The organism is Nitrospina gracilis 3/211, assembly GCF_000341545.2.
Classification (GTDB): domain Bacteria; phylum Nitrospinota; class Nitrospinia; order Nitrospinales; family Nitrospinaceae; genus Nitrospina; species Nitrospina gracilis.
The window spans coordinates 23,666-50,323 of sequence record NZ_HG422173.1 but is presented as its reverse complement, the minus strand read 5'-3'; the positions used below and the strand labels follow the sequence as shown (position 1 = coordinate 50,323).

Here is a 26,658-nt window from a genome sequence, read left to right as displayed (position 1 = left end):
CGGAGAGCAAACAGGCGCGCATCACGTTGACGTTTCCGGTGTTGAATGCCGCCGCGTGCGTGTCGTTTCTGGTGACGGGCGAAAGTAAAGCGGAACGACTGGCGTCGGTGCACCACGCCCCCGACCGAAAGGAACGTTACCCCGCCGCGCGTGTGGACCCGGAGCGGGTCGAGTGGTGGGTGGATTCCGCTGCCGTCAGGGGGGTGGGATAGCAATCCTTTACGGGGGAACCTGCCGCATCCGATCACATCACGTTGACATCGACCCGGTGAATACCCGAAACGCCGGCGGGAAACGGGTTGCGGTGATCGTCGCGTTGGATACCGCTGAACTGGTCCGCCGCGCGCACGGCAATACGGTAGCGTCCGGAGCGCGGAAAGGTGACGGGATACGACCAGAACACCCAGGAGTAAGGCGACAACGGTTTGTCGAGTTTCGCCAGCGACCAGCTTTTTTCTCCGTCCAGCGACACCTGCACGTACTGGATGCCGCGGTCACCTGCAAACGCCACGCCGCGCAGGGTGGTGCGCCGGGCTTCCAGCCACTGCCCCTGTTGTGGGTGGTCGATGCGGCTGAAGATCTTTACCTTGCCGCTTTGGGTCCAGTTGAGTTTCTGCCAGTATCCCTTGTGCGGTCCGTTCTGGATGCGGATTTCCTTCAGCCATTTCACCTGTTTGATCCCGTAATATCCCGGAACCAGCACGCGCAGGGGAAACCCGTGATCGCGTGTCAGCGGTTTTCCGTTCATGCCGTGCACCAGAAGTGCACCGGGATGTTTGGCCGCACGCAAGGGAAGGCTGTCGTGGTAACCGTCTGCGCCTTTCAACACCATCGTGTCGGCGAGGAAATCCGGGTCGGCTTCTTCAATCAGTTGCGCCAGCGGCAATCCCGTCCATTTCGCATTTCCTATCGCGTAACCGCCGATGGGATTGCCGATGCAGTTGAGCGTGATGATGCGCGTGACCGACGGCCGTTTCACGATATCGTCATAATCCAGGGACTGCGGTCTGGCGATGTCGCCCGCGATGCGGAGGGTCCACGATGAGGCCTCGCGCGGGAGCGAGTCCGGGGGACCGGAGATGTCCTCCACGTAAAACTGTGTGACGGGCGTGATGGGCGGCAATTTGCCGGGAGGGCGGGCGATGTCCGGCGTCATTCCGGAGACGTGCAGGACCGATCCTCGACGCGCTTGAGAGTGCGTGGATTTCCAGGGACGCGCCAGCGAGCTAAAGGGCGCAACCAGGCACAGCGTGAGCGACGCCAACATGATTCGTAAAAAAGCACTGCGGGTCATGGCGCGAAAGTCATCCCGGCGGGTTACTGGTAGTACTGCGCTTTCTTTTCGCCGAAGGGTACCAGCTTGAGAGAAGGCGTGCCTTCGTGGTCGAGAAAGACTTTGTACGTATATCGCTCGGTGGCCCCACCTTCCCAGTAAATGAACAACTGGCCGTTGGCGGCGGAGTAGCGTCCGGTCGTTACATTCGGGCTTCCTTCCGAATGCGCGTTCACGCCGAGTCCTGTGGTGTGTCCGTCCACGCGCGTTTTCGATCCATACAACACCGTACCGTCCTGCTTGAACGTCCACGTGATTGTCGAATTGGCAAACACCGAGGCTCCAACGCCCACACTGCCTTCGGTTGTGCTTTTCGACCAGCTGCGGAGCAGGGCGGAGTCGATGGATGGCGGCGTGGAGGCGAGGCTGGCGAACACCTTCTGCGCTGTGTTCTCCAGAACCCGTTTGCTGTTTTTCGGCGCGAGGTGGATCATGTAGATGCCCTGGTCCTGATGAATGGTGAGGAACACCACGTGCCTGTGCGTCACGCCGGCGGGGAGCTTGCCCTCGAAGGTCATCACCGTCGCCGCGCCGAGTTTGGTGGTGAACGCCTTCGGCTGGCCGGAGCGTTTCATGCCGGGGAAATTGGCCGTCCAGATCTGGTCAAAGAACTGCGCCACGCGCGGGTCCTTAGGGTCGGTGATGCCTTCCGCGGCAACGCTCTGGAAGAGAAGGAACTCTTCCGGAATGCCCTGTTGGTTGAACTGGACCGGCTGCGGGATGACGTAGATGCCGGACTCGTCTTCTTTCAGCAGCCAGTCGCCGGGGTAGTCGAACTGGATTCCGGCAGGATGCTTGAAGGTCTTCCAGTTTTCCGCCTGTGCGGTGGACGTGAAGGCGATAAGGAGCAACAGGCTCATTCCCATTAACCGTGCTGGAAATGAGGTGGACGGGCTTGGATTCCGCATGATTCCTCCTAGGAGAAAAACTCCTGCGCCCCTTTGCAAATGGGACCGGGGCAGGAAAGGTCCCGGCGGGACGATTTCTAATCGGACCGGGTCAACCGCAACAGGAATCGTCGCCGCTGTCCTCCACCTGTTCGGTTTCCGGGTCGATGATGTTGAACAGACCGCGGTAGGGCCCGTGGTTCAAGATCTCACCCAGTTCTTCCTTGATTTCCACCGCGCGGCCAACAGGAAACGTGACGCCTTCGCAGGTGACTTCGTTGAAGGGGCCCGCGTAAATGGCAAGCACATTGCCGCTGCAACAGGACTCCTCGATGTTCAATGGCTTGTAGCCGGCGAGCAGGTATGAATAAAACCGGATGCCTTCGACCTCTTTCCACAGATAGTCCTTGGTGACCCGAAATCCGTGGAACCCCGCCTGGCGGGCATAGTCGAGAAACTCGTCGAGGGTGAGCGCGCCGGAGACGCACTCTCCCCACAGCTCGCGGTTCTCGCGCATGGCGGCCGGGACCGGCTGGTCGGAGACAATGTCGGCGATGACGAAGCGTCCTCCCGGTTTGAGGATACGGCGGATTTCCTGAAACACCTCGCGCTTGCTGGGCGACAGGTTGACCACGCAGTTGGAAGTGATCACGTCGGCGCGGTCGTCCTCCACCGGTATCGCTTCCAGAAAGCCGTGGTGGAATTCCAGGTTTTTGTAGCCCAGGTTTTCCGCCACGCGACCGGCGTTTTTGCGGGCGACGTTCAGCATCTCTTCGGTCATGTCCACGCCGATGACGCGGCCCGTTTCGCCGACGCCCCGGGCGGCGATGAAGCAGTCGATGCCGCCGCCGCAGCCAAGGTCCACCATGGTTTCACCGGGCTGGATATCGGCGCGGCTCACCGGGCTGCCGCACCCGTAGGAAATGCCCAGCACCTCTTCGGGAATGTGGGAGAGGTCGCCGGGGTCGTACTTGACCGGGCAGCACAGGTTTTCCTGGGTGGCCGCCGCGGCTTTGGAGTAAAACTCCCGCACATCGTCGTGGGAGACTTTCGCTTCCGTGTCCATTTCCGATCGCCGTTCGTTCATTCGCATCATCCTTTCCAAATTGAGCCGGGGTTTTCGCCTTCGCTCACAGTCCCTGGTGTTTTTGTAGTGCAGCCTTGAGGCTTTCCCGGCAGTCTTCGGACATCGTGACCTGCGGGCCCAAAGGTGTGTCCTCCCGTCCCAACCCCTGCGCCAGCACGCGCACCGTTTTCAGTTGGCGCTGGTAAGCGCGGCACATCCTGCAAAGAGCCAGGTGCAGGGCCACACGCAGCCGCTTGGACAGGGGCAGGGTATGGTCCATCATCTCCGAAATGAGCGGAGAGGTGTCTTCACACCGAATTTTCATGAATCGCATCAAGGTACTCATTCAATGGCATTCCAAAAAAAGACCGTCATCCTGCTGCCGGGTTTACCGCCCAAAGTGGGTTTCCAGGCACTTTTTCAACTGGTTCCGGGCCCGGTGCAGAATCACCCACAGGTTGGTCGGTTTGATCCCCATTTCCTTGCAGATATCCTCTGACGACATCCCCTCAATTTCTTTCATTACAAAGATGTCACGGAACTTGTCGGACAGCCCGTCCATGCAGTGGTTGAGTGCTTCCAGCAGCTGGGTGTTCTCCACCGCTTTTTCCGGGTTGATTTCCCAGTTTCGCGGCGGGGAAATCCAATGGCCAGTTTCATTATATGCATTTTCATACGGATCGGCATCGTCATCGGGGGTCAACTCGTACGTCCGTTGACTTTTCTGACTGCGGAAATGGTCCATGATCTTGTGCTTGAGAATACCGAACAGCCAGCTTTTTCCGACGATTTTCCGGCAAAAGTATGTTGTGCCTGCAGGGCCGCGAGCAGGGTGGTCTGGATGATGTCATGAGCGACCATCGGGTCTTTTACCCGGACAAGGGTATATCGGTACATGGTATCGCCGTACCTGTCCACCCATTGCTCGCTGTCGATATTCGGTTTGCTATCCACGCCACCCCATGCTTCCGTTTACGCTCCAAGTTGACTTCGTTCCGCCGGATTCCCTATACTGCCGGTATGGACAAGACCCTCGATACAGCCGAATGCGCGCGCATTCTGAAATCCCTGGGCGACGAATCCCGCCTTAAAATCGTCCAGTTGCTGTTGCAGGGAGAATGCAATGTTTCGAAGGTGGTGCAGTCGCTCAACATGGCCCAACCCCAGGTCTCGCATCACCTTGCCATCCTGCGCGGGTGCGGCCTGGTGAGCACCCGCAGGGAAGGCAACCGCATCATCAATTTCATCGATCCCGAAGTCCGTTCCATGCTGAAAAAAAATGAATTGGGGCTGGACCTGGGATGCTGTTCGATCACCTTCGAATAGGATTCCCTTGCCGCTTTTACAGCAGGAATACGCATTATACCCGCCTGCATGCTCATGAGCCAAACCTAAAAGGTCTTGTTGCTTTCCGTTTCGGTTTGGGTCGCTCCCGCATACAGACGTTTGTACAGGTCGTGGTTTCGCGACACGCGCTTGACATATTTGCGTGTTTCGGGGTAGGGAATGGATTCGATGAATGCGTCGGGATCGTCCAGGTTTCCAAACCGTCTCCTCCAGGCATCCAGCACGTGAGGCCCGGCATTGTATGCGATGAGGATGTGAATGCGGTTTCCTGCGTGTTCCTGCATGAGGTGGCTCAAGTAACGCACGCCGAGGCGAATGTTCAGGTTGGGATCGAACAGTTCCTCGATGTCCAGGTCCTCGGCATTCCCCGTCTGCCGGTGCATGAGTGAGGCCGTCTTCGGCATCAATTGCATGAGCCCCCGTGCCCCAGCCGGGGAAACTGACCACCGGTCGTACAGGCTTTCCTGCCGCATGAGGCTGATAACAAGAAACGGGTCCACATCAAACGTCTCGGCCCAGTTGCGCACTTTTTGAAAATACGCCGGTGGATAATAATTTTTCCAAAACGCTTCCGGCAGTTCCTTTTCACCGTGGAGTGATTTGAAACTGCGGTACAAACCCAGCACGCGTTGAGAATCGGAGAAGGCGTGCGCGCGGTTGAACCAGTGCGACAACCACATCACCCCGTCGTAGTCCTTGCGTACCGTCCCGGTGACCTGGCGCATTTCCTCGCGGGCGCGGCGGTGGAGCCCCAGTTCGATCAATTCCACCGCGCGGGAAAAATGAAACCATTCGCTGTCGTTCAGTGGACGGCCGGGGTCAGTGGGAGATTCGGTCTCCGAAGGCAGGCTGGTTTTGACGACGGCAGTGGTGGCGATGGGAGTGAGGGTGTGGGGATCGTCCGCCGCGTCCAGCTTGTTTTGTGCCTGCAGGCCGTAATAGGTGTAGGGATACTGACGTGCCAGTTCCTCGTACACCTGCCGGACCTCGTCGGTTTTGTTCTGTTTCCCCAGGGATTTTGCCAGCCAGAAGGCATTCTTGTCGGCAAAGTCTCCTTGCGGCAGCCGCTGGAGGTTGGTGCGGAACTGGTCTGCCGCCGCATCCCAGCGTTCGGCGCGGTAATGGACCCAGCCGATCTGCCACGCCGCCTGCTGACCGAACTCTGTTTTTTCGTGGTCCTTCACGAGCGTGCGGTAAGCGGTCAACGCGGCCTCTTCATTTTTTGCTTCTTCATGAATTTTCCCGACGATGAATGCCGCCTCGGTTTTCAGGTCCCGCCGCTTGGCAACCTCCACCACTTTTTGGAAATGTTCCAGCGCGCTGTCGCGGTCGCCCAGGTTCCACAGGTTGCGCCCGACAATGAACGCCGCCTTCGGTACCTTGTCGTGAAGGGGATAACGACGCATGAATTCGTTCAATACTTCGTTGGCCGCGGCGCGGTCGCGCAGTCCCTGGTGCGCGTCGGCCAGAATGAAGTAAAAACGGCCGGGCAGAATGCGGTTGGAAGTGTTCATCAGGGACCGCACTTCCTGAATGACAGTTTCGAACCGCGCCTGACCGAGAAGCTTGCGCAGCCGGCGCGAGCGTTCACGGAGCGACAATGGTTTTGGTGTGACCCCGTCCTGCGAGGCGAGCCGGGTCAGCGCAGCCTCGGCCTCCTCGGCTTTGGGGTGGTCGGGATAGACCGCATACAGCGTGCGCCAGGCATCGTATTCACCTTGCAGGTCACCGGTCTTTTCGTACAACGCGATCTGTTGAGTCACGATTTCCGGAAGGGTTTCCATGTAATCTTCCATACTGACGCGGAAGTGGATCAGCCGGTAGGCTTCCTTCAGGTGGCGCAGCGCGGGCTCCGGATGATTCTGCAAACGATGGATGTCCGCTTTCAACAGATGCACGCGTGGCAACAAGAGTGAGGAGGGAATACGCACCGCCAGGCGGTCCAGTTCCGCCAGCGCTTCCGCGTATTGGCCCAGCGCGGTCTGGGAGCGGGCGCGTTGGTAGCGGATGTCGTCTTCCACCTCCGGGTACAGGGTGAGGCTTTTATCAAAAAACTTGAGCGCCTGTTTGTGGTCCTGCCGGTTTGAATGAACGCGGGCGAGGAGATACGTGAGGCGTTTGCGGGTGGCGGTTTCCAGCGTTTGCTGTTCGAGCGGCTGGAGGAGCTGGAGCGCCTGGTCCCACTTTCCGGATTGCATCATTTCCACCGCCTGGCGGTACTCCTCCTGTACCTCGCCGGCCTTCACGTTCCCGGGCAACAGGGTCAAACAGAAAGCCAGGAGCAGGGCCACGGTGCTGGGCAGGAGGCGCAGAACTTTTTCCGCCAGGGTGGAACCCGTGTCCGCAGCGTGGACCGGGACGGGGCGGGTGGCCTCCATTTTTTTGAACCAGGTGATCTGCCTTTTGGCGAAGTGGCGGGTTTCGCGTTGGATTTCGTAACACGCGCGGTCGAGAGAAATCTCGCCTTCGAGGTGACGCACCATCTGCGCGTAGCCGATGGAGGAAAACGGTTTCCATTCCTTTTTGTAACCCCGCTCCATGAGCCGTTCGACCTCTTCTTTCAACCCGTCGTCGATCATTCTTTCGACCCGGCGATTGATGTGGGTGTAGAGATCCTGCCTCTCCCGTTCGAGAAGAAACAGGTGGATGTCGAAATTGTATCCGGTTTCTCTATTATCCATGTCGGTCTGGTGAAAGGAGGACAGGCCCCGCCCGCTTTGGCGGAAAACGGTGAGTGCGCGTTCGATCCGGATGGGGTCGTTGGGTTCGATCTGGGCTGCGTATTCGGGATCGACCTTTTTTAACTCATCGTGCAGGGCCGCCGGGCCGCGTTCTTCAATTTCGCGTTGAACCTGTTCGCGGATTTCCGGATCCGGCTCCACGGCGCACTCGTAGTTTTCGATGAATGTTTTGAGGTACAACCCGGTGCCGCCCACCATGACGGGGATTCTGTTACGCGCGAGGATATCCCGCACGACTTCCTGCGCCCGCTGTTTGAAGTCGAATGCGGTGAATGGCTCGTGCGGGTCGAGAATGTCGATCAAATGATGCGGCACTTGGGCGCGGACTTCATGGGACGGCTTGGCGGTGCCGATGTCGAAGTGGCGGTACACCTGCATGGAGTCGGCACTGACGATTTCCACATCCATGTGACCGGCCAGAGCGAGCGCCGTATCACTTTTCCCGGAGGCGGTGGGACCGGCCAGAATAATCAAAGCGTTCATAAATGGCCTGCATCGGCTCGGTGTACGAGCCGTCGGGGTTGTACATGACCAGTGTCTGGTCTTCGCACCGGCCGCAGAGTTCCGCCCGCATCGCCTCCATAATAAGTATGCGCGGCTCGGTGTCGTGATGTCCGTGAATGATGAGGCGCCGCCGCGGGGCGAGTCCGTTGCATTTCAATTCTGTCGCCCATTCCTCCCGCCGAAGGGGCGGGTAGGCCAGCACCAGTTTGCCATGCGGTTTCAATAGCGGCGCGGCGGCGGCGATGAGTGTGGGCAAAGAGAGTTTCAACTCATGGCGTGCGATGGCTTTTTCCGGATCCGGGTTGATACGGCCGCTCTTGCGCTTGCGGTAGGGCGGGTTGCTGATTATCCAGTCGAACGAAGACGGTGGCAGATCCCGCGCCATTTCCAGAAAATCCGCGTGGTGAATGCAGATGCCCGTCCGGCCGCTCTGCGCCACATTGCGGATGGCGATACGGACCAGGGATTCCTGAATTTCGACGGCGGAGATGTCTAATTTCGGTTCGCGTGAGGTGAGGAGCAGAGGCAGAATGCCGCATCCGGTTCCCACTTCCAGCACCCGCTGGGCCGGTTCAGGTTCTACGAAATGCGCCAGCAGGAACGGTTCCACCGAATAGCGGTAACCTGTTGGGTTTTGCTCGATTGATAAGGAATGGGACATCGGACTCCGCCACCCAAGTCGTTTTTAAAACGGTTCCAGTCTATCCCAAAGGGGCCTTCCCGGCAAGGTTCCGAGACCTTAATTCAGATCGATCTTATTGTTTTTTAAAGTACAATCTGTTATACTTTATTTACACATTTGTTGTAAATCAAAGAAAACGGATTCTCTTTATATAAGGAGGGGGACCCTTGGACGGCATCATTACTGAGCAGTCGATCATGGGCGCGGTCATCATGCTTCTGGGAATCGGCTTGTTGAACTTGTGCAACCGGATTGAACACAAGGAATACATGGCCCGCACCGATCCCCGCGAAAAATGGGGGTTCCTGGATGGTCAAAAAAAAGATGAGATGAAAAAGCGCTCGATCCGCGGCACACTCATGGCCCTGGCGGGAGCGGGATTTTCACTTTGGGGATTCGTCATTCTGGTCATCCACTTCTCCTCATTGGAGTGACCTCGATTTAGAAAGGCCAGAACCACTTGGAATGGCCTCCGGTGAGAAGGATCGCCACCGCCTCTTTTTCATGGGCCAATGGGTGAACACGCTGGCTTACGAGAACCCCCCCCTGCGGTGCGACCACTGTTTCCAGCAACTGTCCTCCATACAACTCGAACACCTCTCCCAGTTTCTGGCCTGCCGCCACCGTTTCTCCCACTCTGCCGCAGGGCAGATACAATCCTGCCCCTTCGGTATTCACCCACACTTCATTTTTGGATTTGTAGAACATTGCCTCCGTCCCGACCGTTTCCCCGTCCGGTTCATCACAGGAAAGGAATTCCATCTCGCGCAGGAAATGCATCATCGCTCCGAATAAGGCGTCGATGGCAGAGGGATCGCACACCTGCGGGCGCCCGGCGGACAGGGTGAAGGTCTGGATGTCCATTTCGTGCCATTGGCGGCTAAGTTGCAGGTTGACCGATGGGATATCCGGAACCTCGCGGATCACCGACAGGTTGAACTGGCGGCTGGCCTTGCGCATGGCGAGGCTCGGACGGTAGACCCTCACATGCGGTGCATCCTCAAAATGGGCCGATCCGGTTTGAAGAATGATCCCGAAGTCCGACCCGGCGGTCTCGTGAAGCAGACGGTTGCACAACGTTTCGGTGAGGTCGCCTTCCTCGCTGCCGGGGAAGGCGAGGTCGGCGTCCAGGTTGTCGTACCACCATGTAGCGGTTCCGGATTCCAGAGCGCGGTGGTTGACGACCGGGAACACCTGCACGGTGCCGGAAAGCTTCAGGCCGGGCTCGTTGCCGTCGGCGACGTTCTGGAGAAAGTTCGCAATCCGGCCCGCGGCGAGAAGGCCGTTCAACCGGTCGCCCTGGATACCCGCAACGATGGACAGCTTCTGTCCGCTCTCCGATCCCTCCCACATGTTTTTGTAGAGGGCGAGCGTGTCGCCGAGCGGCGTGGTGGTGGAATAGATTGCCTGCTTCACGATTCCGGATCCAGCGCAATGCGCGCCAGCAAAGCGCCGGAGTGGACCAGCGGATGCTCGCGCAGGGTGAACAGCAGCCCCGCGGCGGGAGCGTTGACGTCTTCCAGCACTTCTCCTTCCACCACGTCCAACACCTGTCCCAGACGCTGGCCCCGACAGACGGTCTCCCCCGGCTGTACCGAACCGACGAACAGTCCGGAGTTTTTTGCCGTCGCCTGCATGACCTGTTTCGGGTACAGCACGCGTGGGGGCCGGACCTTTTCCGGTGACAGGTAGTTGGCGTCGAGAATCCCCAGGTGGAGCAGGTAGTGCATCATTCCCTCGAACAGGGGGTCGATAAGATGGGCATGGATTCTCTGGCAGATGCCGGTTTCAATGACGAGGGTCGGGATTTTTTCCTGGTTGAGGTTGTAACCGAGTGTCGACTCGAACAATCCCGCCATCGGGTGCACCCAGACCAGGTCGGCGTTTGCCTCGCTTGCCAGGGGTAAAAGGTCGACTGCGAATTCCTCGATGACCCGGATCTGCGGCAACTCCAAAAGGTGCAGGTTGCTGGCGTGAATATCCACCGCATACTCGCTGTGGTTCAGGATGTCCTTGTAAAGCAGGGAGGCGGCACGGGTCCCCACGGTATGACCGTTTTCCTGGCCGATGACCCGGTTCATGTCCAGTCCGTAATACGGCCACAGACGGTTGGAACTGTGGATGCCTGCCGGGTTGGCTGCGGGATAAATATTGATCTGGCCGAGAAACACCTCCGGCCGCGTGTCCTGCAATTCGCGGAGCGCGCGTATGAGCCGGTGACACAGGTAGAGCCCCGCCAGTTCGTCACCGTGCAGCCCCGCGACGAACGAAATACGCCGGGTGGGTTTGCCGTTGTGCGCCGGGAAGGTTTGACGGACGATTTCCAGACGCCCGCCCATGGCATTTTTTATGGATACGATGGCTTCCGTATTCACGGCGCGGACTTCCTAGTTGGAATGTGGGTTGGAGTCGTTGTTTTTCTTTTTGGGCTCGATGCCCATGGCGTCGATCTTGCGCTTGAGGGTATTGCGGTTGATCCCCAGCGATTTCGACGTGGCCACCTGGTTTCCGCGCTTGCTTTCCAAGAGTTGTTCGAAGAGGTGCTTTTCCACCGCCTGTATGAGCAGGTCATAAAGCTGGCCGTCGGCGTTTTCCTGGTTTTTGGCGAGGAAGTCGCGCACCACGTTGTCCAGGTGCGTTTCCCATGATTTACTGGACTTCGGCGTTTGGCGTGCTTCTGTGAGGAGCGGGTCGGGCAGATGTTCCGGCAACACCGGGCCCCGGTTCACCAGCACCAGGCAGCGCTTTATGATGTTTTCCAGTTCGCGGATGTTGCCCGGCCACGGGTAGAGCATAAGAAGCTCCGCCGTCTCCGGCGCGAGGTAAATGCGGTCCTGCGTCGATACCTTGCCGTATTTTTTCAGGAAGAATTCGGCAAGCAGGGGAATGTCCTCCGCGCGGTCGCGCAGCGGGGGCAGGTGGATGTTGATGACGTTCAGGCGGTGGTACAGGTCTTCCCGGAACCGGTCGGCTTTCATGAGGTCGGGAAGGCGCTGGTTGGTGGCGGCGATGATGCGCACATCCACCCGGATCGAGTCCTTACCGCCGACACGGTAAAATTCGTTGTTCTGCAGGACCCGCAGGATTTTTGCCTGAAGCGGCAGTTCCATATCGCCGATTTCGTCGAGCATCAGCGTACCGCCGTCGGCGAGTTCGAATTTTCCCTTTTTGGATTCCACCGCGCCGGTGAACGATCCTTTTTCATGGCCGAACAGTTCGCTTTCCAGCAATTCGCGGGAGATGGCAGCGCAGTTTATGAAGATGAACGGCTTGTGCGAACGGTCGGAATAGTGATGCAGGGCGCGTGCGACAAGTTCCTTGCCGGTGCCGCTCTCGCCGGTGATGAGCACGGGAAACTGGGTGGATGCGGCCTTGCCGATGACCTTGAAGATATCCTGCATGCGCCGGTTCTTGCCAATGATGGCTTCCAGCGAAAAGTCATCCTGTTTTTGCTCTGCCCTCGGTTCCGGCGCCTCGACCCCGCGGCTTTTTTCCACCCGGTCGATGAGTTTGAATATCTCGTCGAAGTCAAACGGTTTGCTGATGTAATCGTACGCTCCGTGGCGCATGGCCTCGATGGTGTTGTTCATCGTGTCCTGCGCCGTCATGACGACGATGTGCGGGCGGTGATCCGTGTCCCGCACTTTCTGTAAAAGTTCGAGGCCACTGATGCCCTCCATGAAGATGTCGGTGAACACCATGAAGTAGGACTGGCTGCGGATCTTTTGCAGTGCTTCCTCGCCACTGCAGGCCGTGTCCACTCTGTAAGGCGAATCCTCCAGCGCCTGGGTGAACAGCCAGCGGATGTTCTCCTCGTCGTCCACGATCAGAATGTCTTTCGAACCGTTCATGCATTCTCCTGTTTGACCGGCAGGTACACCTGCACCCGGGTGCCGGAACCGGGTTGGGAAATGACTTTTATCTTACCGTGGTGGTTTTCGACAATCTTGAGGGAAAGCGGAAGCCCCAACCCGTTTCCCTGACTTTTGGTGGTGTGAAAGGGCGTGAACAGGTGCTTCATGTTTTCAGGCGTGATCCCCAGACCCGTGTCCACGATCTCGACCAGGATGGTCTTCCGCCGGTCGGGGTGAACCTGGGAGCGCACGGCATAATCCGTGTGATAACGCGTCAGGACTTTCAATGTGCCGCCGTCCGGCATGGCTTCGATGGCATTCTGGATGAGGTTCAGGAACACCTGCTTCAACCGGTCGCCGTCGCCTTCTATCTGTGGCAGGCTGGGATCGTAGACGGACTCGAACTGGATGGCCGCTTCATGCGACTGCTTTTCCAGCAGGAGGATTTCTTCCAGAATCTGGTGGATGTTGATGGTCTCGAGATCGAGGTCCAGGGGGCGCGCGAAATTCAGCATGCGGTCGATCATGCGGTTGATGCGCTCCGATTCCTTGATGACCACGTCGAGAAACTTGTGGTGTTCTTCCGGTAGCTTTCTGCGGAGCAACTGTGCGGAACCCGAAATGGACACGAGCGGGTTCTTGATTTCGTGCGCCATGCCGAGCGACAACGTGCCCAGGTGGGAGATGGCGTCGAAGGGGCGGCTGATCTCCTCCAGTTCCTGGGCCAGCGTGCAGTCGCGAACGTACAGCACCGCCCCTTCCGGCTGGTTCTGGTCGTTGATGTAAGGCGATACGGTGATGCTCACGGGAAACGTCGTGGAATGGGCGCGTCGGTGACCTTGTCCTTCAATCTGGTGATAGGCCACCCCGTTTTGCAGGGTGTCTTCAATCTTGTTCTGCAATTCCGGCTGGCCGGGAAACAGGTCGCCCGCCGGCCGGTTCAAAAAATGATCCCGGGATTGCTGGAACATCTCCTCCGTGGCCAGGTTGGCGTGGAGGATGGTTCCCTCCCGGGATATCAGGATGATGCCGTCGACGATGGACGCGATGATGTTTTTAAAAACAGGGTTTGCTTCCCCCATAAAAACGCGGGACCTCAGTTTGTGGATTTGGCCCCGGACTTTTTAGCTTTTTTCTTGCTCCCGGAGTACGGATTTTTATTGGCTTCCGCGATCGGGTTGGACTTGGGTTTGGGCGCGGTGGTGGTGGCCGGGTTGGAGCAACCGGGACTCGAACAGCTTTCGCCGGACGGAGCCGCCGCGCCGTTTCCATTCCCCTGTTTGCTTTCCGCTTCCCAACCCTTTTTGCGGGATTCGGACGGGTAGTCTGTTGCGTACCAGCCACTGCCTTTCAAAATGAAGCCCGAAGCGGAAATTTTGCGCCGGGGCTTGCCTTGGCATTTCGGCGTCTCGCACTGTTTGGGTGCCTTGGCGTTTATGGACTGCATCAACTCAAACGTGGTGCCACAGGATTCACATTCGTATTCGTAAATGGGCATTTATCCTAACTCCTTGAAATATATGGGATCTAAGCCTGACCGGATGGGGGAGGCCGCCTCCCCGCCGCCGTGGCGGCAAAACCTGTTCAGGAATAAGATGCCCGTTTGCGCTTGGCAAGTTGTATGCCGCATTTTAATGCATTTTTCCGGTAAATCCAATTTGTTTAATGGGTTTTCGTCCGTGATTTTTTCGTCGATTTCGGTCCGGGTTGAGCCCGGGGGCAATGTCGTGGATTCAGAATGGGGTCCATGGACCACCGTGCGCTCACTGGGCATACACCGGAAGCAATGGAGTGGCTCTGGAATTGGGCCCGGGGACCCTCGATTCGCCGGGAGAGCAGTACCCAGTTCCCTGCTCACGTGGTGAGCTAGACTTCGGTGAGCCAGTGTTGGAACTTGGCCTGCTTGCCGCCGACGATCTGGAAGAACAGGTCCTGGATCTGGTGGGTGATCTTGCCGCGTTTGCCGTCGCCGATGGTGCGGTTGTCCACCTCGCGCACCGGGGTGATCTCCGCCGCGGTGCCGGTGAGGAAGATTTCGTCGGCAATGTACAACTCGTCGCGGGTGAGGACGGCCTCCTCCAGGGGGATCTTGAGATGTTTCGCGATCTGCACCACGGCGTTGCGCGTGATGCCGTCGAGGATGCCCGTCGATAGCGGCGGCGTCATCAGCGTGCCTTTGTGGTAGAGGAAGATGTTCTCGCCGGAACCTTCGGTGACATACCCGTTGGTGTCCAGCATGATGGCTTCGTCGTAACCGTCGCGCACCGCCTCCGCCTTGGCGAAGATGGAATTGATGTAGTAGCCGCAGGCCTTGGCCTTGGTCATGGTGACATTGACGTGGTGGCGGTTGAACGACGAAACGCGGACGCGGATCCCCTTTTCCAGGCCGTCGTCGCCCAGGTACGTGCCCCACGGCCAGGCGGCGATGGCGACGCGAACGTGAACGCCGGTCGGGTTCAATCCCATCTTGTTGTCGCCCAGAAAGACGATGGGGCGGATGTAGCATTCCTCGAGCTTGTTGGCCTGTACCGTCTGGACAATGGCCTGCGTGATCTGTTTCTCGCTGTACGGGATTTCGATGCCGAGGATTTTCGCGCCGTCAAACAGCCGTTTCACGTGTTCCGGCAGACGGAAGATGGCGGATTTTTTTTGCCCGAACGGTAACAGCGGATGCCTTCGAAGACGCCATAGCCGTAGTGGAGCGTGTGCGTGAGGACGTGAACATTGGCCTCCGCCCACGGGACCAGCCTGCCGTCCATCCAGATTTGTTCCGATTTTTCCACGTCTTGCCTGCCTGATAAAGGGGGATGAATAAAGGAAGTAATTGTATGTAGGCCCCCGTTCAAAATCAAGCCTAATAAAATCAATTGACATGATACAATGCATTTGATACATCTTAACGCTTTGTGAACGGGAGCCGCTAGCTCAGTTGGTAGAGCAACGGCCTTTTAAGCCGTGGGTCGAAGGTTCGAGCCCTTCGCGGCTCACTTTTTGTCCACAAAGAATAAACAGGGCGTCCCCATCGTCTAGCCAGGCCCAGGACACCGGCCTTTCACGCCGGCGACGGGGGTTCGAATCCCCCTGGGGACGCCAAGTTTTCTCCCTCCTCTTATTTTTTCGTTCATCTTAAAAACCCCTCCCAGCTCCCCACTTACAGGCAGTGCCCGATTTTTATGCGCCGGATAATGAATCGATTCCGTTTTTCTCCTGTCTCAATATAAAGAGCGATTCTTAATATCGAAGGGGACTTCTTTTGAATCGAGGGTTCTGTCTCGTGCAACGCGGAACCCGTAAAAGAGAAAGGAGCAATTCATGTCCAAGCTGTTTGCAACCCGCATTTCCTATATAGCCATTCTCTCCGTTCTGTTTCTTGCGCTGGGTGTCGCCGCGCCCTCGCTTGCTGAGTCCAAAGCGAAAGACAAAACCACCACCGAGGACATCGGCAAAAGGTTCGACGCGCTGACGGAGTCGATCAAAAACTACTCCGCACAGGAGAAAGACGAAGCGGTCGCTGAGGTGGAGAGCAATCTCGATTATCTCGACCGCCGCATCGACGCCCTGCAGAACAAAGCGGACCGCAAAATGGGATCGATGAGCGCCGAGGCGAAAAAGGAATTGAATGAAAAGCTGAAGGCGCTGAAACGCGAACGCGACGAGGTGCAGAAGTGGCTGGGTGAGATGAAACGCAGTTCCAAGGACGCGTGGGGAGACATCACCGACGGTTTCTCCGACGCCACCTCGCGGCTGGGCAAAGCCTTCGATCAGGCTTCGGATGCGTTTTCCAAAAAGCGTTGAGTGCTGGAACCGGACTCAGATACGAAAGAGGGTGGGGCGTTTCGCCCCGCCCTTTTTTATTTTGTGTGGGAACCGCCTTCTCCGCCGGAATCGCAAGGCAGGCAGATAAATCCTCACTCGTCGCGGTGTACGGTGTCCGGAGAAAATGCGGGAAGGCACACGGCGATGTACTGGGCTCCGCCGGAACGCGGCGTGCTGTAACGCACCCATTCGCCTTTCGGGGTGATGACCGCCTGGCCTGCGCTCACCTCAAATGTCTCTTCTTTGGTTTCCACCTTCAGCATGCCCTGCAGGACGAGGGTGTATTCGTCGAACTCCGGCGTCTGCCCCGGCTCTTCCCAGCCCTCGGGACTGGTCATGTAGGCGATGCTCACATCCGATGTCTTCGAATTGACGTTGCCGATGTATTCCTTGATGACTTTCGGCTTGGTGCCGGCGGCTTCCACCAGGGTGGGTTTGTCGATGAATCGGGCCATGCGCTCGTTTCCTCCGGTTGAAGGAGCCCTCCGCCGGGGCCTGTAAAAGCCTGCGGCCTGAGGCTCAAGTATTGAAAAAAGTTAACGATAAAGACTTACACTCAAGAGGTCAAGAAAGGCGTTTGCCAGCGGGCTTCCGGGCGCTTTGACGCGTTTCGGATAAGACCTTTAATTATTGGTATTTGCACGGGGTTTTCACGGAGAACCGCGAACGGGCTTTGTGTTTGACGGTATGGGGGAATTTGGTTATGATTGAGTATCCGTTTGAGAAAAATTTGAGGGCAGACAATGCCCGTATGTCCCCCGGACTCTGGAAGGCAGAGGGTCCGCAGAGGTCGCACATGGAAAGGACCCTGGAATTCGTGAGAGCCGTTCGGTTTCACCTGGGAAGGTGGGTGTTTCCGGTGGTGGAGCCGATCTGCATCCTGATGGAAAACCTGCGCCCGCAGGTCCGCCGGCACTTCGAGCAGGCCATCAAGAACCTGGAACGGCACAACCTGGCCGGGGGCCTGATGAACCTGAACATGGTCCTCAGCCTCAAACCGGACCATTTCCTGGCACGCGTGTATCGCGGCCGGATTTACCTGCGCGAAAAGCAGTTCCGCCTCGCTTCGGAAGACTTCGTACAGGCGAGTGAAATCAGTACTTATCGCTTCGCGCATTACAACGTGCGGCGGGAGTACCTGGATGCCCTGCACGAAGGAGCCCGCCACCGAAAAGAGGAAATGGAATCGGTCAACCACGAAACCCTGTCACAGGAAGAATTCGAGTCCCTTCTGGAAATGGACGACGCCGAAGAAATGTTGCAGGAGGAGGATGTGGCGTTGTTCGAGGAGGATCTGGAGTTGACCGGGGATGAGCGCGAAAAGTTTCAGCACATGGGTCCCATTACCGGTAGCGAGGCTGACAGTACGGATTGGGACAAAGTCATCAAGCAGTTGACTTCCCGCTTCAAGTGACCTGCAATCCCTTCAGCAACAATTCTTCCGCCCGGTGGGCTTCCAGCGGTTTGCTGAACAGGTAACCCTGCCCTTCATCGCAGTCGATCGTCTCAAGAAAACTTTTCTGTTCTATTGTTTCCACGCCTTCCGCAATGGTTTTCATTCCCAGGCTTTGTGCCAGCGCGACCACCGCCCGTGTGATGGCCTCGTTTGTGGGATCGGTCAGATCGCGGATGAAGGATTGATCGACCTTGAGGTAATCGATCGGCATGTTTTTGAGGTAGCTCAATGACGAGTAACCGGTGCCGAAATCGTCGATGCAGATTTTGATGCCGAGATCGTTGAGATTCTTCAGGATGTTGATGGCCAGCGTGCTGTCCTGAATGAGGATCGACTCCGTCACCTCCACCTGGAGCTTCTGCGGGTCGATGCCGGTGTCGCGGATGACGCCCTTGATCTCGGAAACGAGGTCCGGCGAGTTGAACTGGATGACCGACAGGTTGACGGCGATATTGATATCCGGGTTGATCTTTTCCAACCGCTTGATCTGCTGGCAGGCGCTTTCGATGATCCAGTGACCGATCTGAATGATGAGCCGTGTCTCCTCCGCGATGGGGATGCTTTTTTGCGGGTTGACGAAGCCGAGCTCAGGATTATCCCATCTCAACAGCGCTTCCATACCCACCACCTTGCCGGAGCGCAGGCAGACCTTGGGCTGATAATACAGTTGGAACTCCGTGCCGCCCATCGCCTTGCGCATGTTTTTCTCGATGACCATGCGTTCGACGGCGAGGGTGTTCATGGACTGCGCGAAGAACTGGAACGTGTTGCGCCCGCGTTCCTTGGCGCGGTACATGGCGAGGTCGGAGTGCTTGAGAAGGGTGTCGATCTCCTGCCCGTCATCCGGAAACACGGAGATGCCGATACTGCATGTGATGTACAACTCGTGGTTCTGGATACGGTAAATGGGCGCGAGGACTTCAAGCACCTTCTGTGCGCGGTCGACAATTTCATCTTCTTTTGTGAGGTTGGGCACCACGATGACGAACTCGTCCCCCCCCATGCGGGCCACCGTGTCTTCCTGCCGCACCACCTTTTTCAGCCGGTCCGCCACCTGCTTGAGAAGCAGGTCCCCCAGGTCGTGACCCAGTGTGTCGTTGATGGTTTTGAAAATGATCCAGGTCGAGAAACAGGATCCCTACCTTTTCATTCGCTACGGACGCCGCGGTCAGGGCCACCTCCAGCCGGTCATTCAACAGGTTGCGGTTCGACAGGCCCGTCAGGGGGTCGTAGTAGGCCATCTGCCGGATTTGTTCCTCCAGTTGCTTGCGCTCGGTGATGTCCTGCGACCACACCATCACCTGCGGATGGGTGCCGAGATTCTTCACCAGCTGGCAGCGGCACTCCACCGGATAGGTGGACCCGTTTTTCCTGCGATACACGGCTTCGAAGACCGTCATCGGGCGGATGTTCTGGATGAGCGGCTCGAACAGACGGTCGATGTCTTCCTGGTCCAGGCTGATGGCCAGATCGAGAAAATGCATTTTGAAAAGATCTTCAGGTGAGTAACCCACCTCCCGGCAGGCGGGGGCATTGGCCTGGGTGAATTTGAACGTTTCCAGATCGAACAGCAGCACATCCAGATAAGTGTCGTTCATGAATGCGATGGGATCCACGCCGGATTCCTCGTCCATCGACGGCAAGGACGCCGCCAGGTCCGAGGAAATTTTCCGCGAGCGCGCGGACAGGTTCCGCATCATCGCCATCAGCGCGCGAGGCTGGTTGGCAAAGTAGCGTTCGAACAACTCTTCATTGATTTCGATCAGGGTGGAAGGCACCAGCGTTTTGGCGCTGGCCGTGCGTGGCTGGGATTCGATCAGCGACATCTCGCCGAAATACGCCCCGGGTTTCAGCGTGGCGAGGTTTTTTTTCTCGATATAGATCAACACCTCGCCTTCGAGCAGGATGTACATGGACTTTCCCGTGTCGCCCTTTTCAAACAGGACGGTGTTGGCGTCCAGCACAATCTCACTGCAATCGGCGGCCAGCTCATCGAGGGTGTCCTCCGAAAAGAAGGTCATCAAATCAATGCGCTTGAGGAAAAGTTTCTTTTCCTCTGCGGCCCGGAACGCAGGCACACTGGGGGTCATAGAAATCCCATCCGTTAGAATTGTTGAGTGTTTTTAAAGTTTAACAGGTTTTAGTATGAAGCCAACCAAAAAAAGGGAGCAATCCCTTATTTTTAAGGGGTTTCTGATTAAAACCATGCCAAAAGGATTGATTAAAAAGAGTTGAGTTTGGCGTCTTAAAGAAAGCGCTGTCTATTCGGATTAAGGCCTGTTCCTGTAATGGGATTTGAGTTAAATTGGGCAATGGGAAGGGTGCGACCCCAAAACCCCGTGGTTCCGGGCCCCGGTGGGCCGGTTGGCCCGATTTGCTGTCCGGGTTCCACTTCATGCAATCTGCTTGAGGTTTCCGTTTCATGGAACCGTTGCAACGATCACGCCTTTGGTGGGGACTGGGCTATCTGCAAATCGGCCTGATCGTGGTCGTATCGTTGATACCCGCACCGGAGCTGCCGGACCTCGGTATCGACTGGCTCGACAAGTTCCTTCACTTCGCCGCTTATTTTGTCCTGATGCTGTGGTTCGTGCAGATCAATCCGCCGGACCGCTACGGGTTCTGGATGCGAATGTTCATCAAGTTGGGCTTGGCTCTTGAGGTGGTGCAGGGGATGATCGGTTACCGCATGTTTGATCTCTGGGACATGGGCGCGAACGTGCTGGGGGTGGTTGCCGGTTGGGTACTCGGCCGCGCCGGGGTCAATCGCATTCTGGTGAAAGTGGAACGGGCTTGGCTGGGGTGATGCGGATCACGCCTTGGTGGGGCTGAGAATATCCGCCCGCTTCAAGCCGTAGTGAGCGAGATCGCTTTCCACCATATCCCGCACCAACTGCTCGAACGGAGTATTGGTTTTCCATCCCAGCCGGGTTTTGGCCTTGGTGGCGTCACCGATCAGGGAGTGCACTTCCGCGGGGCGGTAAAATTTGGGATCGATTTTTACCTTCACCCGGCCGCTTGCTTTGTCGAGCCCGACTTCTTCCGTTCCCTCTCCCTCCCATTTCAGCTCCATGCCACAGTGCGCGAACGCCGTTTCCACGAAATCGCGCACGCTGTGTTGTTGCCCGGTGGCAAGGATGTAGTCGTCCGGCTTGTCCTGCTGGAGCATCCTCCACATGCCTTCCACGTAATCGCCTGCAAACCCCCAGTCGCGTTTCGCGTCCAGGTTGCCGAGCGACAACACGTCCAGTTTGCCCGCCAGCATCTGCGCCAGGGACAACGTGATCTTGCGTGTCACGAAGTTCTCGCCGCGCCGCGGGGATTCGTGGTTGAACAGGATGCCGCAACACGCGTACATGCCGTAGGCTTCGCGGTAGTTGACGGTGATCCAGTGTGCGTACAGCTTGGCGCATCCGTAGGGACTGCGCGGGTAAAAGGGAGTGGACTCCGTCTGCGGCGTCTCCAGTGCGTGGCCGTAGAGCTCGCTGGTCGAGGCCTGGTAAAAGCGGACCCGGTCGGTTTGTCCGGTGCCGTGAATGGCGTCGAGAAGGCGCATGGCGCCGATTCCCACCACTTCACTTGTATATTCCGGCATCTGGAAACTGATACCGACGTGGCTCTGTGCGGCCAGATTGTAAACCTCGTCCGGGCGGATCTGCACCATCAGCTTGTTCAGGCTGGAGGAGTCGGTTAGGTCGGCATAATGCAATGACAGTTTACCTGCACCGATCCGCCCTTCCCGCAGGTGTTCGATGCGCCCGCGGTTGAACGTGCTGGAGCGGCGCACGATGCCGTGCACGTGGTAACCCTTTTCCAGCAGGAACTCTGCCAGGTAACTGCCGTCCTGTCCCGTGATGCCGGTGATGAGGGCCTGTTTCATGGTCTCATTCCAAATATTTTTGATGATTTCAGTATAAAGGCGAATTTTATTTTTCGGAGAGTTTTCCGCCTGCCGCCAGCTTCTGAAAGTAGTCCATGTCCGCCCACACCATCTGCCGCACCCAGTCCTCGAACGGCATCTTCGGTTCCCAACCCAACCGCTCGCGCGCAAGCGCGGCGTTGCCAACCAGAGGAACTTTTTCAGTGGGGCGGAAAAACTCTTCATCCTGTACGACGTAGGGCTCGACTTCCAGTTCCAGCTCGGCAAACACGCGTTCGAGGAAATCGCGGATGCGGTGGGTCTCGCCGGTCGCGATGACATAATCATCTGGCGCATCCACATTGAGTGCGGCGTGCATGGCGACAACATAGTCGCCAGCGTAGCCCCAGTCTCGCACGCTGTCCAGGTTTCCCAGGCGGAGCTCCTTCTGCAAACCGAGCTTGATGCGCGCCGCGGAAGCGGTGATCTTGCGGGTCACGAACTCGAAACTGCGACGCGGCGATTCGTGGTTGTACAGCAACCCGGTGCTGACGAAGAGGTTGTGATGCCGCATGTAATACTTCACCAGGTCGTATGCCGCGACCTTGGAGACGCCGTAAAGATTGATGGGGCGAAACGGGGTCGCCTCCGTCTGCGGCGAGTGCGGCGCATCGCCGAACATCTGCGCCGACCCGGCGAAAAAAACGCGGCAATGGGGTGCGGCATTGCGGATGGCGAGCAATACGCTGTGCGTCCCATCCACGTTGGTCTGGATGGTTTCCATTTCCGAATGCGGTGAGTCTCCGGCGAAACTCTGCGCGGCGAGGTGATAACACTCATCGGGATTCACTTCCCTCAAAATTTCGGTCAAAGCCTGCGTGTTGAGAAGGGGGGAGGCGTGCAGGGTGATGCGGTTTCGCACGGCGTGCAATCGCCACAATGACGGTTCTACTTCTTCCGCTGGGCCGGGGCGTACCAGTCCCTGCACAGCATAACCTCTATCCAGCAGGTACTCCGCTAGATAGCTGCCATCCTGGCCGGAAATGCCGGTGATGAACGCCGTCTTCATGCCGCCTCCAGCTTTTGGTCAAACTGGTACCCGCAGTGCAGACATTTTCGCCGGGTGAGGGTGTCATTCCGTGCCAGTTCCATGGAGTGGAGTGACTGGCAATGCTTGCACTCGGCGGCGGCAAGGGGATTCACGATCTGGCGGTATTTCCCGGACCACGGCAGAACGAAACACCGGCGGAATGCCACCCGCAGCAGGTTCAACATGGCTTTCAGGATTTCTCGTTTCGAAATCTTGGATTGACCCGCCCGCCGGTCTTCGAAATGAATTGGGAACTCCGTCATTTTTTGGTTGCCCGGTGGACGAGGAATATCGTTTCCATGAAGAACGAATAGCCTTCGGATCGCAGTGAATTCAGGTTCATGCGTTTCAGCAGGGTCACATGAAAACCGCGGTAAGAGGTGGTGGTTTCGTGCGTGGGAATGTTGAGAAGCAGGCGCACCAGCGTGTTGGCGGTTCTGCTTACAAAGGTGCGCACGAACCCGTAATCGCACCGGCCGCCCGGCATGTAACGCGAACCAATGACGAAGTCGTTTTCCTCCATCAGCTTCAACAGCGTCGGCAGGTATTGCGGATTATGCGAGAAGTCGGCGTCCATCGTGATGAGGATGTCGTAATTATGCTGGATCGCAAACTGCATGGCGAACAAGTGCGCCGTACCGAGACCGAGCTTTCCCGGACGATGTACGATGTGCAGGCCTTTCTCGCGTTCAGCGATCCGGTCCAGCAGGTCGCCGGTGCCGTCGGGCGAGGCGTCGTCCACCACCAGGATTTCGGCATCGGTGACGTAGCGGTGAATGCTCTTGATCAACTCTTCAATGTTGTCCGCCTCGTTGTAGGTGGCGGTGAACACAAGGATGCGCGCCATATTTCTTTATGCGGTTGCGGGTGTACGGGTTTGATATTCCATAAAAACAGGTTAACGGCGGATCGGCCATCTGACAAATGATTCTTGAAGTGGCAGCTCAGGCGGCGGGGTCGGGCGTGGTCTGGTTGTTCAGGCAAAAGGTCAGCGCACCCTGCCAGTCGGGCAGGGTGATGCCGAACTGCTGGCGCAGTTTTTCGACGGACAGCACGGAATTGGCCGGGCGCGGGGCGGGGGTGGGGTAGTCGCTGGTCGGGATGGGCCTCAGCCGCGGCCGCTCGTCCTCGGGAAGAATGTCGAAGATGGCTTTGGCAAAACCGTACCAGCTTGTCCAGCCGGTGCAGGTGAGATTGTAAATGCCGGAAGCCTTTTCGATTCCGCTCATGTCTTCCGCCTCGCGGTCACTCAACACATGGCCGAGGATGTTTGCGGTGGTTTGCGCGATCAGGCGGCTCCATGTGGGGGAGCCCACCTGGTCGTTCACGACGCGGATTTCATCCGTCTCGCGGGCGAGGCGCTGCATGGTCAGAAGAAAATTGCGGCCATTGAGACCGTACACCCAGCTGGTGCGGAAAATCAAATGCGGGATGCCAGCCTTCTGGATGGCGGCGTCGCCCGCGGCCTTGGTGATGCCGTATACGTTTTTGGGATTGGGTTCGTCGGCTTCCTTGTAAAAACCGTGTTTGCTTCCGTCGAACACGTAGTCGGTGGAGAAGTGCACCATCGCTGCGCCCAGTTCGGCCGCGCATTCGGCCATGACTTTCGGCCCAGTGCCGTTGATGGCCATGGCGCGGTCGCGCTCCTCCTCGGCACGGTCCACCTGCGTGTAGGCGGCGGCGTTGACGATGAGGTGCGGCCGCCACTCCGTCAGGTATTGCTTCAAGGCATCGGGAAAGGCGAGGTCGAGTTCCGCGGAAGAAGGGGCACGCACGTCACCGAAGGTATCCAGAAAGGACCACAACTCGCGTCCGATCTGCCCGGTTTTCCCGGTCAAGAGAATGCGTCGCGGGAGATTTGCGCTGGAAGCAGTCATGGCATCAAGGGATCAACAGGGGACAGACCGTCTACGTATATGGGAAGATTGCTTTCATCGAGAAGGTTGAACAGGTATTTTCCGTAATCATTGTTGTTGTATTGCCGGGCCAGAGTCTCCAGTTGTCTTTTGTCAATGTATTTCATTTTGTAGGCGATTTCTTCCGGACAGGCGATTTTCAATCCCTGCCGCCGTTCGATGGTCTCGACAAACGTGTTGGCTTCGAGGAGAGCGTCGTGCGAACCCGTGTCGAGCCACGCGAAACCGCGTCCCATGATCTGTACCTGAAGCGCCTGCCGTTTTAGGTAATGTTTGTTGATATCGGTGATCTCCAACTCGCCGCGCGCCGAGGGTTTGAGGTTCTGGGCAATGTTCACCACTTCGTTGTCGTAAAAATAAAGGCCGGTGACGGCGTAATTCGAGCGCGGCTGGTTCGGCTTTTCCTCCAGGCTCACCGCACAACCGTCTGGGTCGAATTCCACGACGCCGTAATCCTGCGGGTTGCGAACCCAATAGCCGAATATGGTCGCCCCGGTTTTCTGCCTTGCGGCCTGCCGTACGGTCTCGCTGAAACCATGTCCGTAATAAAAATTATCGCCGAGGATGAGACTGCATCCGTCTTTGCCGATGAAATCCTTGCCGATGACGAACGCCTGCGCCAGTCCTTTCGGTTCCGGTTGCACCGCGTATTGGAGATTGAGTCCCCACTGACTGCCGTCTTTCAGGAGATTCTGAAACTGGGGCTGGTCGTGCGGCGTGGTGATGACGAGGATGTCGCGGATGCCCGCCAGCATGAGGGTGGACAGCGGGTAATAGATCATCGGCTTGTCGTAGAGCGGAAGCAGTTGTTTGCTGACTGCGAGGGTCAGGGGATACAGCCGGGATCCCGTTCCGCCCGCCAGGATGATGCCTTTGGTGATCATCTTTTGAACCTCAGGATTTGGAGAGTCCGAGCCGTTCGCCGCGATAAGCACCGCTGGTCACGCGTTCGACCCATTCGGTGTGGTCCAGGTACCACTGCACGGTTTTGCGCAGGCCGGAATCGAAACTCTCGTCCGGCTTCCAGCCGAGTTCGGTTTGAACCTTCGTGGGATCGATGGCGTAACGCCGGTCGTGACCCGGCCGGTCTTCGACGAAGGTAATGAGCTTCGCGTGTGGTGTGTGCGGTGAACCGGGAACCATATCGTCCAGCAGACGGCAGAGCGTCTGCACCACTTCGAGATTTGTTTTTTCGCCTTGGCCGCCGATGTTGTACACCTCGCCGGGTTTGCCTTTTTGCAGGACGCACTCCACTGCCTTGCAATGATCCTCCACGTACAGCCAGTCGCGCACCTGTTTGCCGTCGCCGTACACGGGGATTGGTTCGCCTCGCAAAGCTTTCTGCATGGCGAGCGGGATCAGTTTTTCTGGAAACTGGTACGGGCCGTAGTTGTTCGAACAATTGGTGGTGAGCGTCGGCAGGTTGTAGGTATGGCAGTATGCGCGCACCAGGTGGTCCGCCGCCGCCTTGGATGCCGAGTAGGGCGAGTTCGGCGTGTAGGGCGTGGTTTCGGTGAACGCACCTGTCGGGCCGAGCGATCCGTACACCTCGTCGGTGGAGACGTGCAGAAAGCGGAATGCGTTCTGATTCGGTGCGGACAGTGCGTTCCAATAGCCACGCGCCGCCTCCAGCAGTTCGAAGGCGCCGACGACGTTGGTCTGGATGAAATCGCCGGGGGCGTCGATGGAGCGGTCCACGTGTGACTCGGCGGCAAAGTTCACCACGGCCTGCGGCCGATGCTCGGCGAACAGTTGATTGAGGAGCGCGCGGTCGCGGATGTCGCCGTGAACGAATACATGGCGGGGATGGTCCATCACTTCCACCAGCGTGTCCAGGTTGCCGGCGTAGGTCAGCGCGTCGAGGTTGACCACCTTCACGTCGTCGCGGCGCAGCAATCCCAGCACGAAGTTGCCGCCGATGAAGCCCGCGCCGCCGGTGATGAGGTAGGTTTTCATGAAATTCCCAGTGAGTGCACCCGATATGTTTCTTTTCGGAAAATATTGGTTTCTACATTAGATTTGTGAAGCCAAAACCCGGAATTCCCGGTCACATTGTACCACGGGGCAAGTTATGATAAACAAAGCTATATATGGTCTGAATCAGGCA

The 26,658-nt window shown here is 57.6% G+C and carries 28 protein-coding genes, 2 tRNA genes and 1 pseudogene; 8 read left to right on the top strand and 23 right to left on the bottom strand.

Features of this window, described 5'->3' with window-relative positions; genetic code table 11:
- A partial coding sequence (locus TX82_RS00235; protein WP_042250159.1) for a 6-phosphogluconolactonase occupies positions 1-212 on the top strand: 212 nt, incomplete at its 5' end.
- A 32-nt stretch (positions 213-244) separates the two neighbouring features.
- Here TX82_RS00235 and TX82_RS00230 read toward each other — a convergent pair.
- The 5 genes from TX82_RS00230 to TX82_RS14855 all read right to left on the bottom strand — a co-directional run bounded on the left by TX82_RS00230 (position 245) and on the right by TX82_RS14855 (position 4,058).
- Positions 245-1,294: a molybdopterin-dependent oxidoreductase gene (locus TX82_RS00230; RefSeq protein ID WP_005005346.1), complete on the bottom strand. Its 1,050-nt coding sequence runs from the start codon at positions 1,292-1,294 to the stop codon at positions 245-247.
- Between the two features lie 23 nt (positions 1,295-1,317).
- Positions 1,318-2,193, bottom strand: coding sequence for a hypothetical protein (locus TX82_RS00225; RefSeq protein WP_144079036.1), 876 nt, complete (start codon positions 2,191-2,193; stop codon positions 1,318-1,320).
- 139 nt (positions 2,194-2,332) lie between these two features.
- On the bottom strand, positions 2,333-3,307 hold the full coding sequence (locus tag TX82_RS00220; RefSeq protein ID WP_005005341.1) for a methyltransferase domain-containing protein: 975 nt from the start codon (positions 3,305-3,307) through the stop codon (positions 2,333-2,335).
- Positions 3,308-3,350: 43 nt separating this feature from the next.
- Positions 3,351-3,611 carry an anti-sigma factor family protein gene (locus TX82_RS00215; protein ID WP_144079034.1) on the bottom strand — a complete coding sequence of 87 codons (261 nt, stop codon included), beginning with the start codon at positions 3,609-3,611 and terminating at the stop codon, positions 3,351-3,353.
- Between the two features lie 63 nt (positions 3,612-3,674).
- A complete protein-coding gene (locus tag TX82_RS14855; RefSeq protein ID WP_275450591.1) occupies positions 3,675-4,058 on the bottom strand; it encodes a sigma-70 family RNA polymerase sigma factor in 384 nt (127 codons plus the stop codon).
- A gap of 77 nt (positions 4,059-4,135) precedes the next feature.
- Here TX82_RS14855 and TX82_RS16595 point away from each other — a divergent pair, with 77 nt between their 5' ends.
- Positions 4,136-4,612, top strand: coding sequence for an ArsR/SmtB family transcription factor (locus tag TX82_RS16595; protein WP_244874994.1), 477 nt, complete (start codon positions 4,136-4,138; stop codon positions 4,610-4,612).
- 65 nt (positions 4,613-4,677) lie between these two features.
- Here TX82_RS16595 and miaA read toward each other — a convergent pair whose 3' ends face one another.
- On the bottom strand, positions 4,678-7,857 hold the full coding sequence (gene miaA, locus TX82_RS14850; protein ID WP_005005335.1) for a tRNA (adenosine(37)-N6)-dimethylallyltransferase MiaA: 3,180 nt from the start codon (positions 7,855-7,857) through the stop codon (positions 4,678-4,680).
- The gene (locus TX82_RS00195) at positions 7,808-8,539 is read right to left on the bottom strand and encodes a tRNA1(Val) (adenine(37)-N6)-methyltransferase (RefSeq protein WP_005005333.1); all 732 of its coding nucleotides are present in this window, start codon (positions 8,537-8,539) and stop codon (positions 7,808-7,810) included. Before TX82_RS00195 ends, miaA begins: the two co-directional genes overlap by 50 nt.
- Positions 8,540-8,727: 188 nt before the next feature.
- On the opposite strand from TX82_RS00195, the gene TX82_RS00190 reads away from it, so the two are divergent.
- Positions 8,728-8,994, top strand: a complete 267-nt coding sequence (locus TX82_RS00190; protein ID WP_005005332.1) for a hypothetical protein — start codon at positions 8,728-8,730, stop codon at positions 8,992-8,994.
- A gap of 7 nt (positions 8,995-9,001) precedes the next feature.
- Here the strand turns inward: TX82_RS00190 and TX82_RS00185 are convergent, their stop codons facing one another.
- The 6 genes and pseudogenes from TX82_RS00185 to TX82_RS00160 form a co-directional block, all read right to left on the bottom strand.
- On the bottom strand, positions 9,002-9,976 hold the full coding sequence (locus TX82_RS00185) for a succinylglutamate desuccinylase/aspartoacylase family protein (protein ID WP_005005330.1): 975 nt from the start codon (positions 9,974-9,976) through the stop codon (positions 9,002-9,004).
- Positions 9,973-10,935 carry a M14 family metallopeptidase gene (locus TX82_RS00180; RefSeq protein WP_005005328.1) on the bottom strand — a complete coding sequence of 321 codons (963 nt, stop codon included), beginning with the start codon at positions 10,933-10,935 and terminating at the stop codon, positions 9,973-9,975. Before TX82_RS00180 ends, TX82_RS00185 begins: the two co-directional genes overlap by 4 nt.
- 12 nt (positions 10,936-10,947) lie before the next feature.
- A complete protein-coding gene (locus TX82_RS00175; protein WP_005005326.1) occupies positions 10,948-12,411 on the bottom strand; it encodes a sigma-54-dependent transcriptional regulator in 1,464 nt (487 codons plus the stop codon).
- A complete protein-coding gene (locus tag TX82_RS00170) occupies positions 12,408-13,496 on the bottom strand; it encodes a two-component system sensor histidine kinase NtrB (protein WP_005005324.1) in 1,089 nt (362 codons plus the stop codon). Before TX82_RS00170 ends, TX82_RS00175 begins: the two co-directional genes overlap by 4 nt.
- 14 nt (positions 13,497-13,510) lie before the next feature.
- Positions 13,511-13,912, bottom strand: a complete 402-nt coding sequence (locus TX82_RS15515; protein WP_005005322.1) for an FmdB family zinc ribbon protein — start codon at positions 13,910-13,912, stop codon at positions 13,511-13,513.
- Positions 13,913-14,280: 368 nt separating this feature from the next.
- Positions 14,281-15,173: pseudogene (locus TX82_RS00160) on the bottom strand (branched-chain amino acid transaminase).
- 155 nt (positions 15,174-15,328) lie between these two features.
- Between TX82_RS00160 and TX82_RS00155 the strand changes: the two are divergent.
- The 3 genes from TX82_RS00155 (at position 15,329) to TX82_RS00145 (ending at position 16,209) form a co-directional block, all read left to right on the top strand.
- Positions 15,329-15,401, top strand: a tRNA-Lys gene (locus TX82_RS00155).
- Between the two features lie 28 nt (positions 15,402-15,429).
- A tRNA-Glu gene (locus TX82_RS00150) sits at positions 15,430-15,507 on the top strand.
- Between the two features lie 219 nt (positions 15,508-15,726).
- Positions 15,727-16,209, top strand: a complete 483-nt coding sequence (locus tag TX82_RS00145; RefSeq protein WP_005005319.1) for a sll1863 family stress response protein — start codon at positions 15,727-15,729, stop codon at positions 16,207-16,209.
- Positions 16,210-16,322: 113 nt separating this feature from the next.
- Here the strand turns inward: TX82_RS00145 and TX82_RS00140 are convergent, their stop codons facing one another.
- Positions 16,323-16,685 (bottom strand): cupin domain-containing protein, encoded by a 363-nt coding sequence (locus TX82_RS00140; protein WP_005005318.1) that lies wholly within the window; start codon positions 16,683-16,685, stop codon positions 16,323-16,325.
- A gap of 341 nt (positions 16,686-17,026) precedes the next feature.
- On the opposite strand from TX82_RS00140, the gene TX82_RS00135 reads away from it, so the two are divergent.
- A complete protein-coding gene (locus TX82_RS00135; RefSeq protein WP_042250151.1) occupies positions 17,027-17,644 on the top strand; it encodes a tetratricopeptide repeat protein in 618 nt (205 codons plus the stop codon).
- Here TX82_RS00135 and TX82_RS00130 read toward each other — a convergent pair.
- Positions 17,637-18,740, bottom strand: a complete 1,104-nt coding sequence (locus tag TX82_RS00130; protein WP_084603869.1) for a putative bifunctional diguanylate cyclase/phosphodiesterase — start codon at positions 18,738-18,740, stop codon at positions 17,637-17,639. The genes TX82_RS00135 and TX82_RS00130 overlap by 8 nt on opposite strands.
- Positions 18,637-19,776, bottom strand: coding sequence for a cyclic nucleotide-binding domain-containing protein (locus TX82_RS14845; protein ID WP_005005312.1), 1,140 nt, complete (start codon positions 19,774-19,776; stop codon positions 18,637-18,639). The genes TX82_RS00130 and TX82_RS14845 overlap by 104 nt, the downstream gene beginning before the upstream one ends.
- Positions 19,777-20,108: 332 nt before the next feature.
- Between TX82_RS14845 and TX82_RS00125 the strand changes: the two genes are divergently transcribed.
- Positions 20,109-20,492, top strand: coding sequence for a VanZ family protein (locus TX82_RS00125; protein ID WP_005005309.1), 384 nt, complete (start codon positions 20,109-20,111; stop codon positions 20,490-20,492).
- 6 nt (positions 20,493-20,498) lie between these two features.
- On the opposite strand, the gene gmd is transcribed toward TX82_RS00125, so the two are convergent.
- From gmd to rfbB, 7 genes are all read right to left on the bottom strand, one after another.
- On the bottom strand, positions 20,499-21,566 hold the full coding sequence (gene gmd, locus TX82_RS00120; protein ID WP_005005305.1) for a GDP-mannose 4,6-dehydratase: 1,068 nt from the start codon (positions 21,564-21,566) through the stop codon (positions 20,499-20,501).
- A 46-nt stretch (positions 21,567-21,612) separates the two neighbouring features.
- A complete protein-coding gene (locus tag TX82_RS00115) occupies positions 21,613-22,614 on the bottom strand; it encodes a GDP-mannose 4,6-dehydratase (protein ID WP_005005303.1) in 1,002 nt (333 codons plus the stop codon).
- Positions 22,611-22,898: a hypothetical protein gene (locus TX82_RS14840; protein ID WP_052338149.1), complete on the bottom strand. Its 288-nt coding sequence runs from the start codon at positions 22,896-22,898 to the stop codon at positions 22,611-22,613. Before TX82_RS14840 ends, TX82_RS00115 begins: the two co-directional genes overlap by 4 nt.
- Positions 22,895-23,482, bottom strand: a complete 588-nt coding sequence (locus TX82_RS00110) for a glycosyltransferase (protein WP_052338148.1) — start codon at positions 23,480-23,482, stop codon at positions 22,895-22,897. The genes TX82_RS14840 and TX82_RS00110 overlap by 4 nt, the downstream gene beginning before the upstream one ends.
- A 97-nt stretch (positions 23,483-23,579) precedes the next feature.
- Positions 23,580-24,512: a dTDP-4-dehydrorhamnose reductase gene (rfbD, locus tag TX82_RS00105; RefSeq protein WP_005005300.1), complete on the bottom strand. Its 933-nt coding sequence runs from the start codon at positions 24,510-24,512 to the stop codon at positions 23,580-23,582.
- Positions 24,509-25,435 (bottom strand): glucose-1-phosphate thymidylyltransferase RfbA, encoded by a 927-nt coding sequence (gene rfbA, locus TX82_RS00100; RefSeq protein WP_005005299.1) that lies wholly within the window; start codon positions 25,433-25,435, stop codon positions 24,509-24,511. The genes rfbD and rfbA overlap by 4 nt, the downstream gene beginning before the upstream one ends.
- Before the next feature lie 10 nt (positions 25,436-25,445).
- Positions 25,446-26,507 carry a dTDP-glucose 4,6-dehydratase gene (gene rfbB / locus TX82_RS00095; RefSeq protein ID WP_005005298.1) on the bottom strand — a complete coding sequence of 354 codons (1,062 nt, stop codon included), beginning with the start codon at positions 26,505-26,507 and terminating at the stop codon, positions 25,446-25,448.
- Between the last annotated feature and the right edge of the window lie 151 nt (positions 26,508-26,658).

Bases quoted from the DNA above. Each gene is read 5' to 3' on its own strand.
- TX82_RS00125 (WP_005005309.1), top strand. From the start codon at position 20,109: ATGGAACCGTTGCAACGATCACGCCTTTGGTGGGGACTGGGCTATCTG.
- TX82_RS00115 (WP_005005303.1), bottom strand. From the start codon at position 22,614: ATGAAGACGGCGTTCATCACCGGCATTTCCGGCCAGGATGGCAGCTAT.
- TX82_RS00140 (WP_005005318.1), bottom strand. From the start codon at position 16,685: ATGGCCCGATTCATCGACAAACCCACCCTGGTGGAAGCCGCCGGCACC.
- TX82_RS00145 (WP_005005319.1), top strand. From the start codon at position 15,727: ATGTCCAAGCTGTTTGCAACCCGCATTTCCTATATAGCCATTCTCTCC.
- miaA (WP_005005335.1), bottom strand. From the start codon at position 7,857: ATGAACGCTTTGATTATTCTGGCCGGTCCCACCGCCTCCGGGAAAAGT.
- TX82_RS14840 (WP_052338149.1), bottom strand. From the start codon at position 22,898: ATGACGGAGTTCCCAATTCATTTCGAAGACCGGCGGGCGGGTCAATCC.
- TX82_RS00225 (WP_144079036.1), bottom strand. From the start codon at position 2,193: ATGAGCCTGTTGCTCCTTATCGCCTTCACGTCCACCGCACAGGCGGAA.
- TX82_RS00110 (WP_052338148.1), bottom strand. From the start codon at position 23,482: ATGGCGCGCATCCTTGTGTTCACCGCCACCTACAACGAGGCGGACAAC.
- TX82_RS00230 (WP_005005346.1), bottom strand. From the start codon at position 1,294: ATGACCCGCAGTGCTTTTTTACGAATCATGTTGGCGTCGCTCACGCTG.
- gmd (WP_005005305.1), bottom strand. From the start codon at position 21,566: ATGAAACAGGCCCTCATCACCGGCATCACGGGACAGGACGGCAGTTAC.
- TX82_RS14845 (WP_005005312.1), bottom strand. From the start codon at position 19,776: ATGACCCCCAGTGTGCCTGCGTTCCGGGCCGCAGAGGAAAAGAAACTT.
- TX82_RS00175 (WP_005005326.1), bottom strand. From the start codon at position 12,411: ATGAACGGTTCGAAAGACATTCTGATCGTGGACGACGAGGAGAACATC.
- TX82_RS16595 (WP_244874994.1), top strand. From the start codon at position 4,136: ATGAGCGACCATCGGGTCTTTTACCCGGACAAGGGTATATCGGTACAT.
- TX82_RS00135 (WP_042250151.1), top strand. From the start codon at position 17,027: ATGGAAAGGACCCTGGAATTCGTGAGAGCCGTTCGGTTTCACCTGGGA.
- rfbB (WP_005005298.1), bottom strand. From the start codon at position 26,507: ATGAAAACCTACCTCATCACCGGCGGCGCGGGCTTCATCGGCGGCAAC.
- TX82_RS00215 (WP_144079034.1), bottom strand. From the start codon at position 3,611: ATGAAAATTCGGTGTGAAGACACCTCTCCGCTCATTTCGGAGATGATG.
- TX82_RS00195 (WP_005005333.1), bottom strand. From the start codon at position 8,539: ATGTCCCATTCCTTATCAATCGAGCAAAACCCAACAGGTTACCGCTAT.
- TX82_RS00220 (WP_005005341.1), bottom strand. From the start codon at position 3,307: ATGAACGAACGGCGATCGGAAATGGACACGGAAGCGAAAGTCTCCCAC.
- rfbD (WP_005005300.1), bottom strand. From the start codon at position 24,512: ATGACTGCTTCCAGCGCAAATCTCCCGCGACGCATTCTCTTGACCGGG.
- TX82_RS15515 (WP_005005322.1), bottom strand. From the start codon at position 13,912: ATGCCCATTTACGAATACGAATGTGAATCCTGTGGCACCACGTTTGAG.
- TX82_RS00170 (WP_005005324.1), bottom strand. From the start codon at position 13,496: ATGGGGGAAGCAAACCCTGTTTTTAAAAACATCATCGCGTCCATCGTC.
- rfbA (WP_005005299.1), bottom strand. From the start codon at position 25,435: ATGATCACCAAAGGCATCATCCTGGCGGGCGGAACGGGATCCCGGCTG.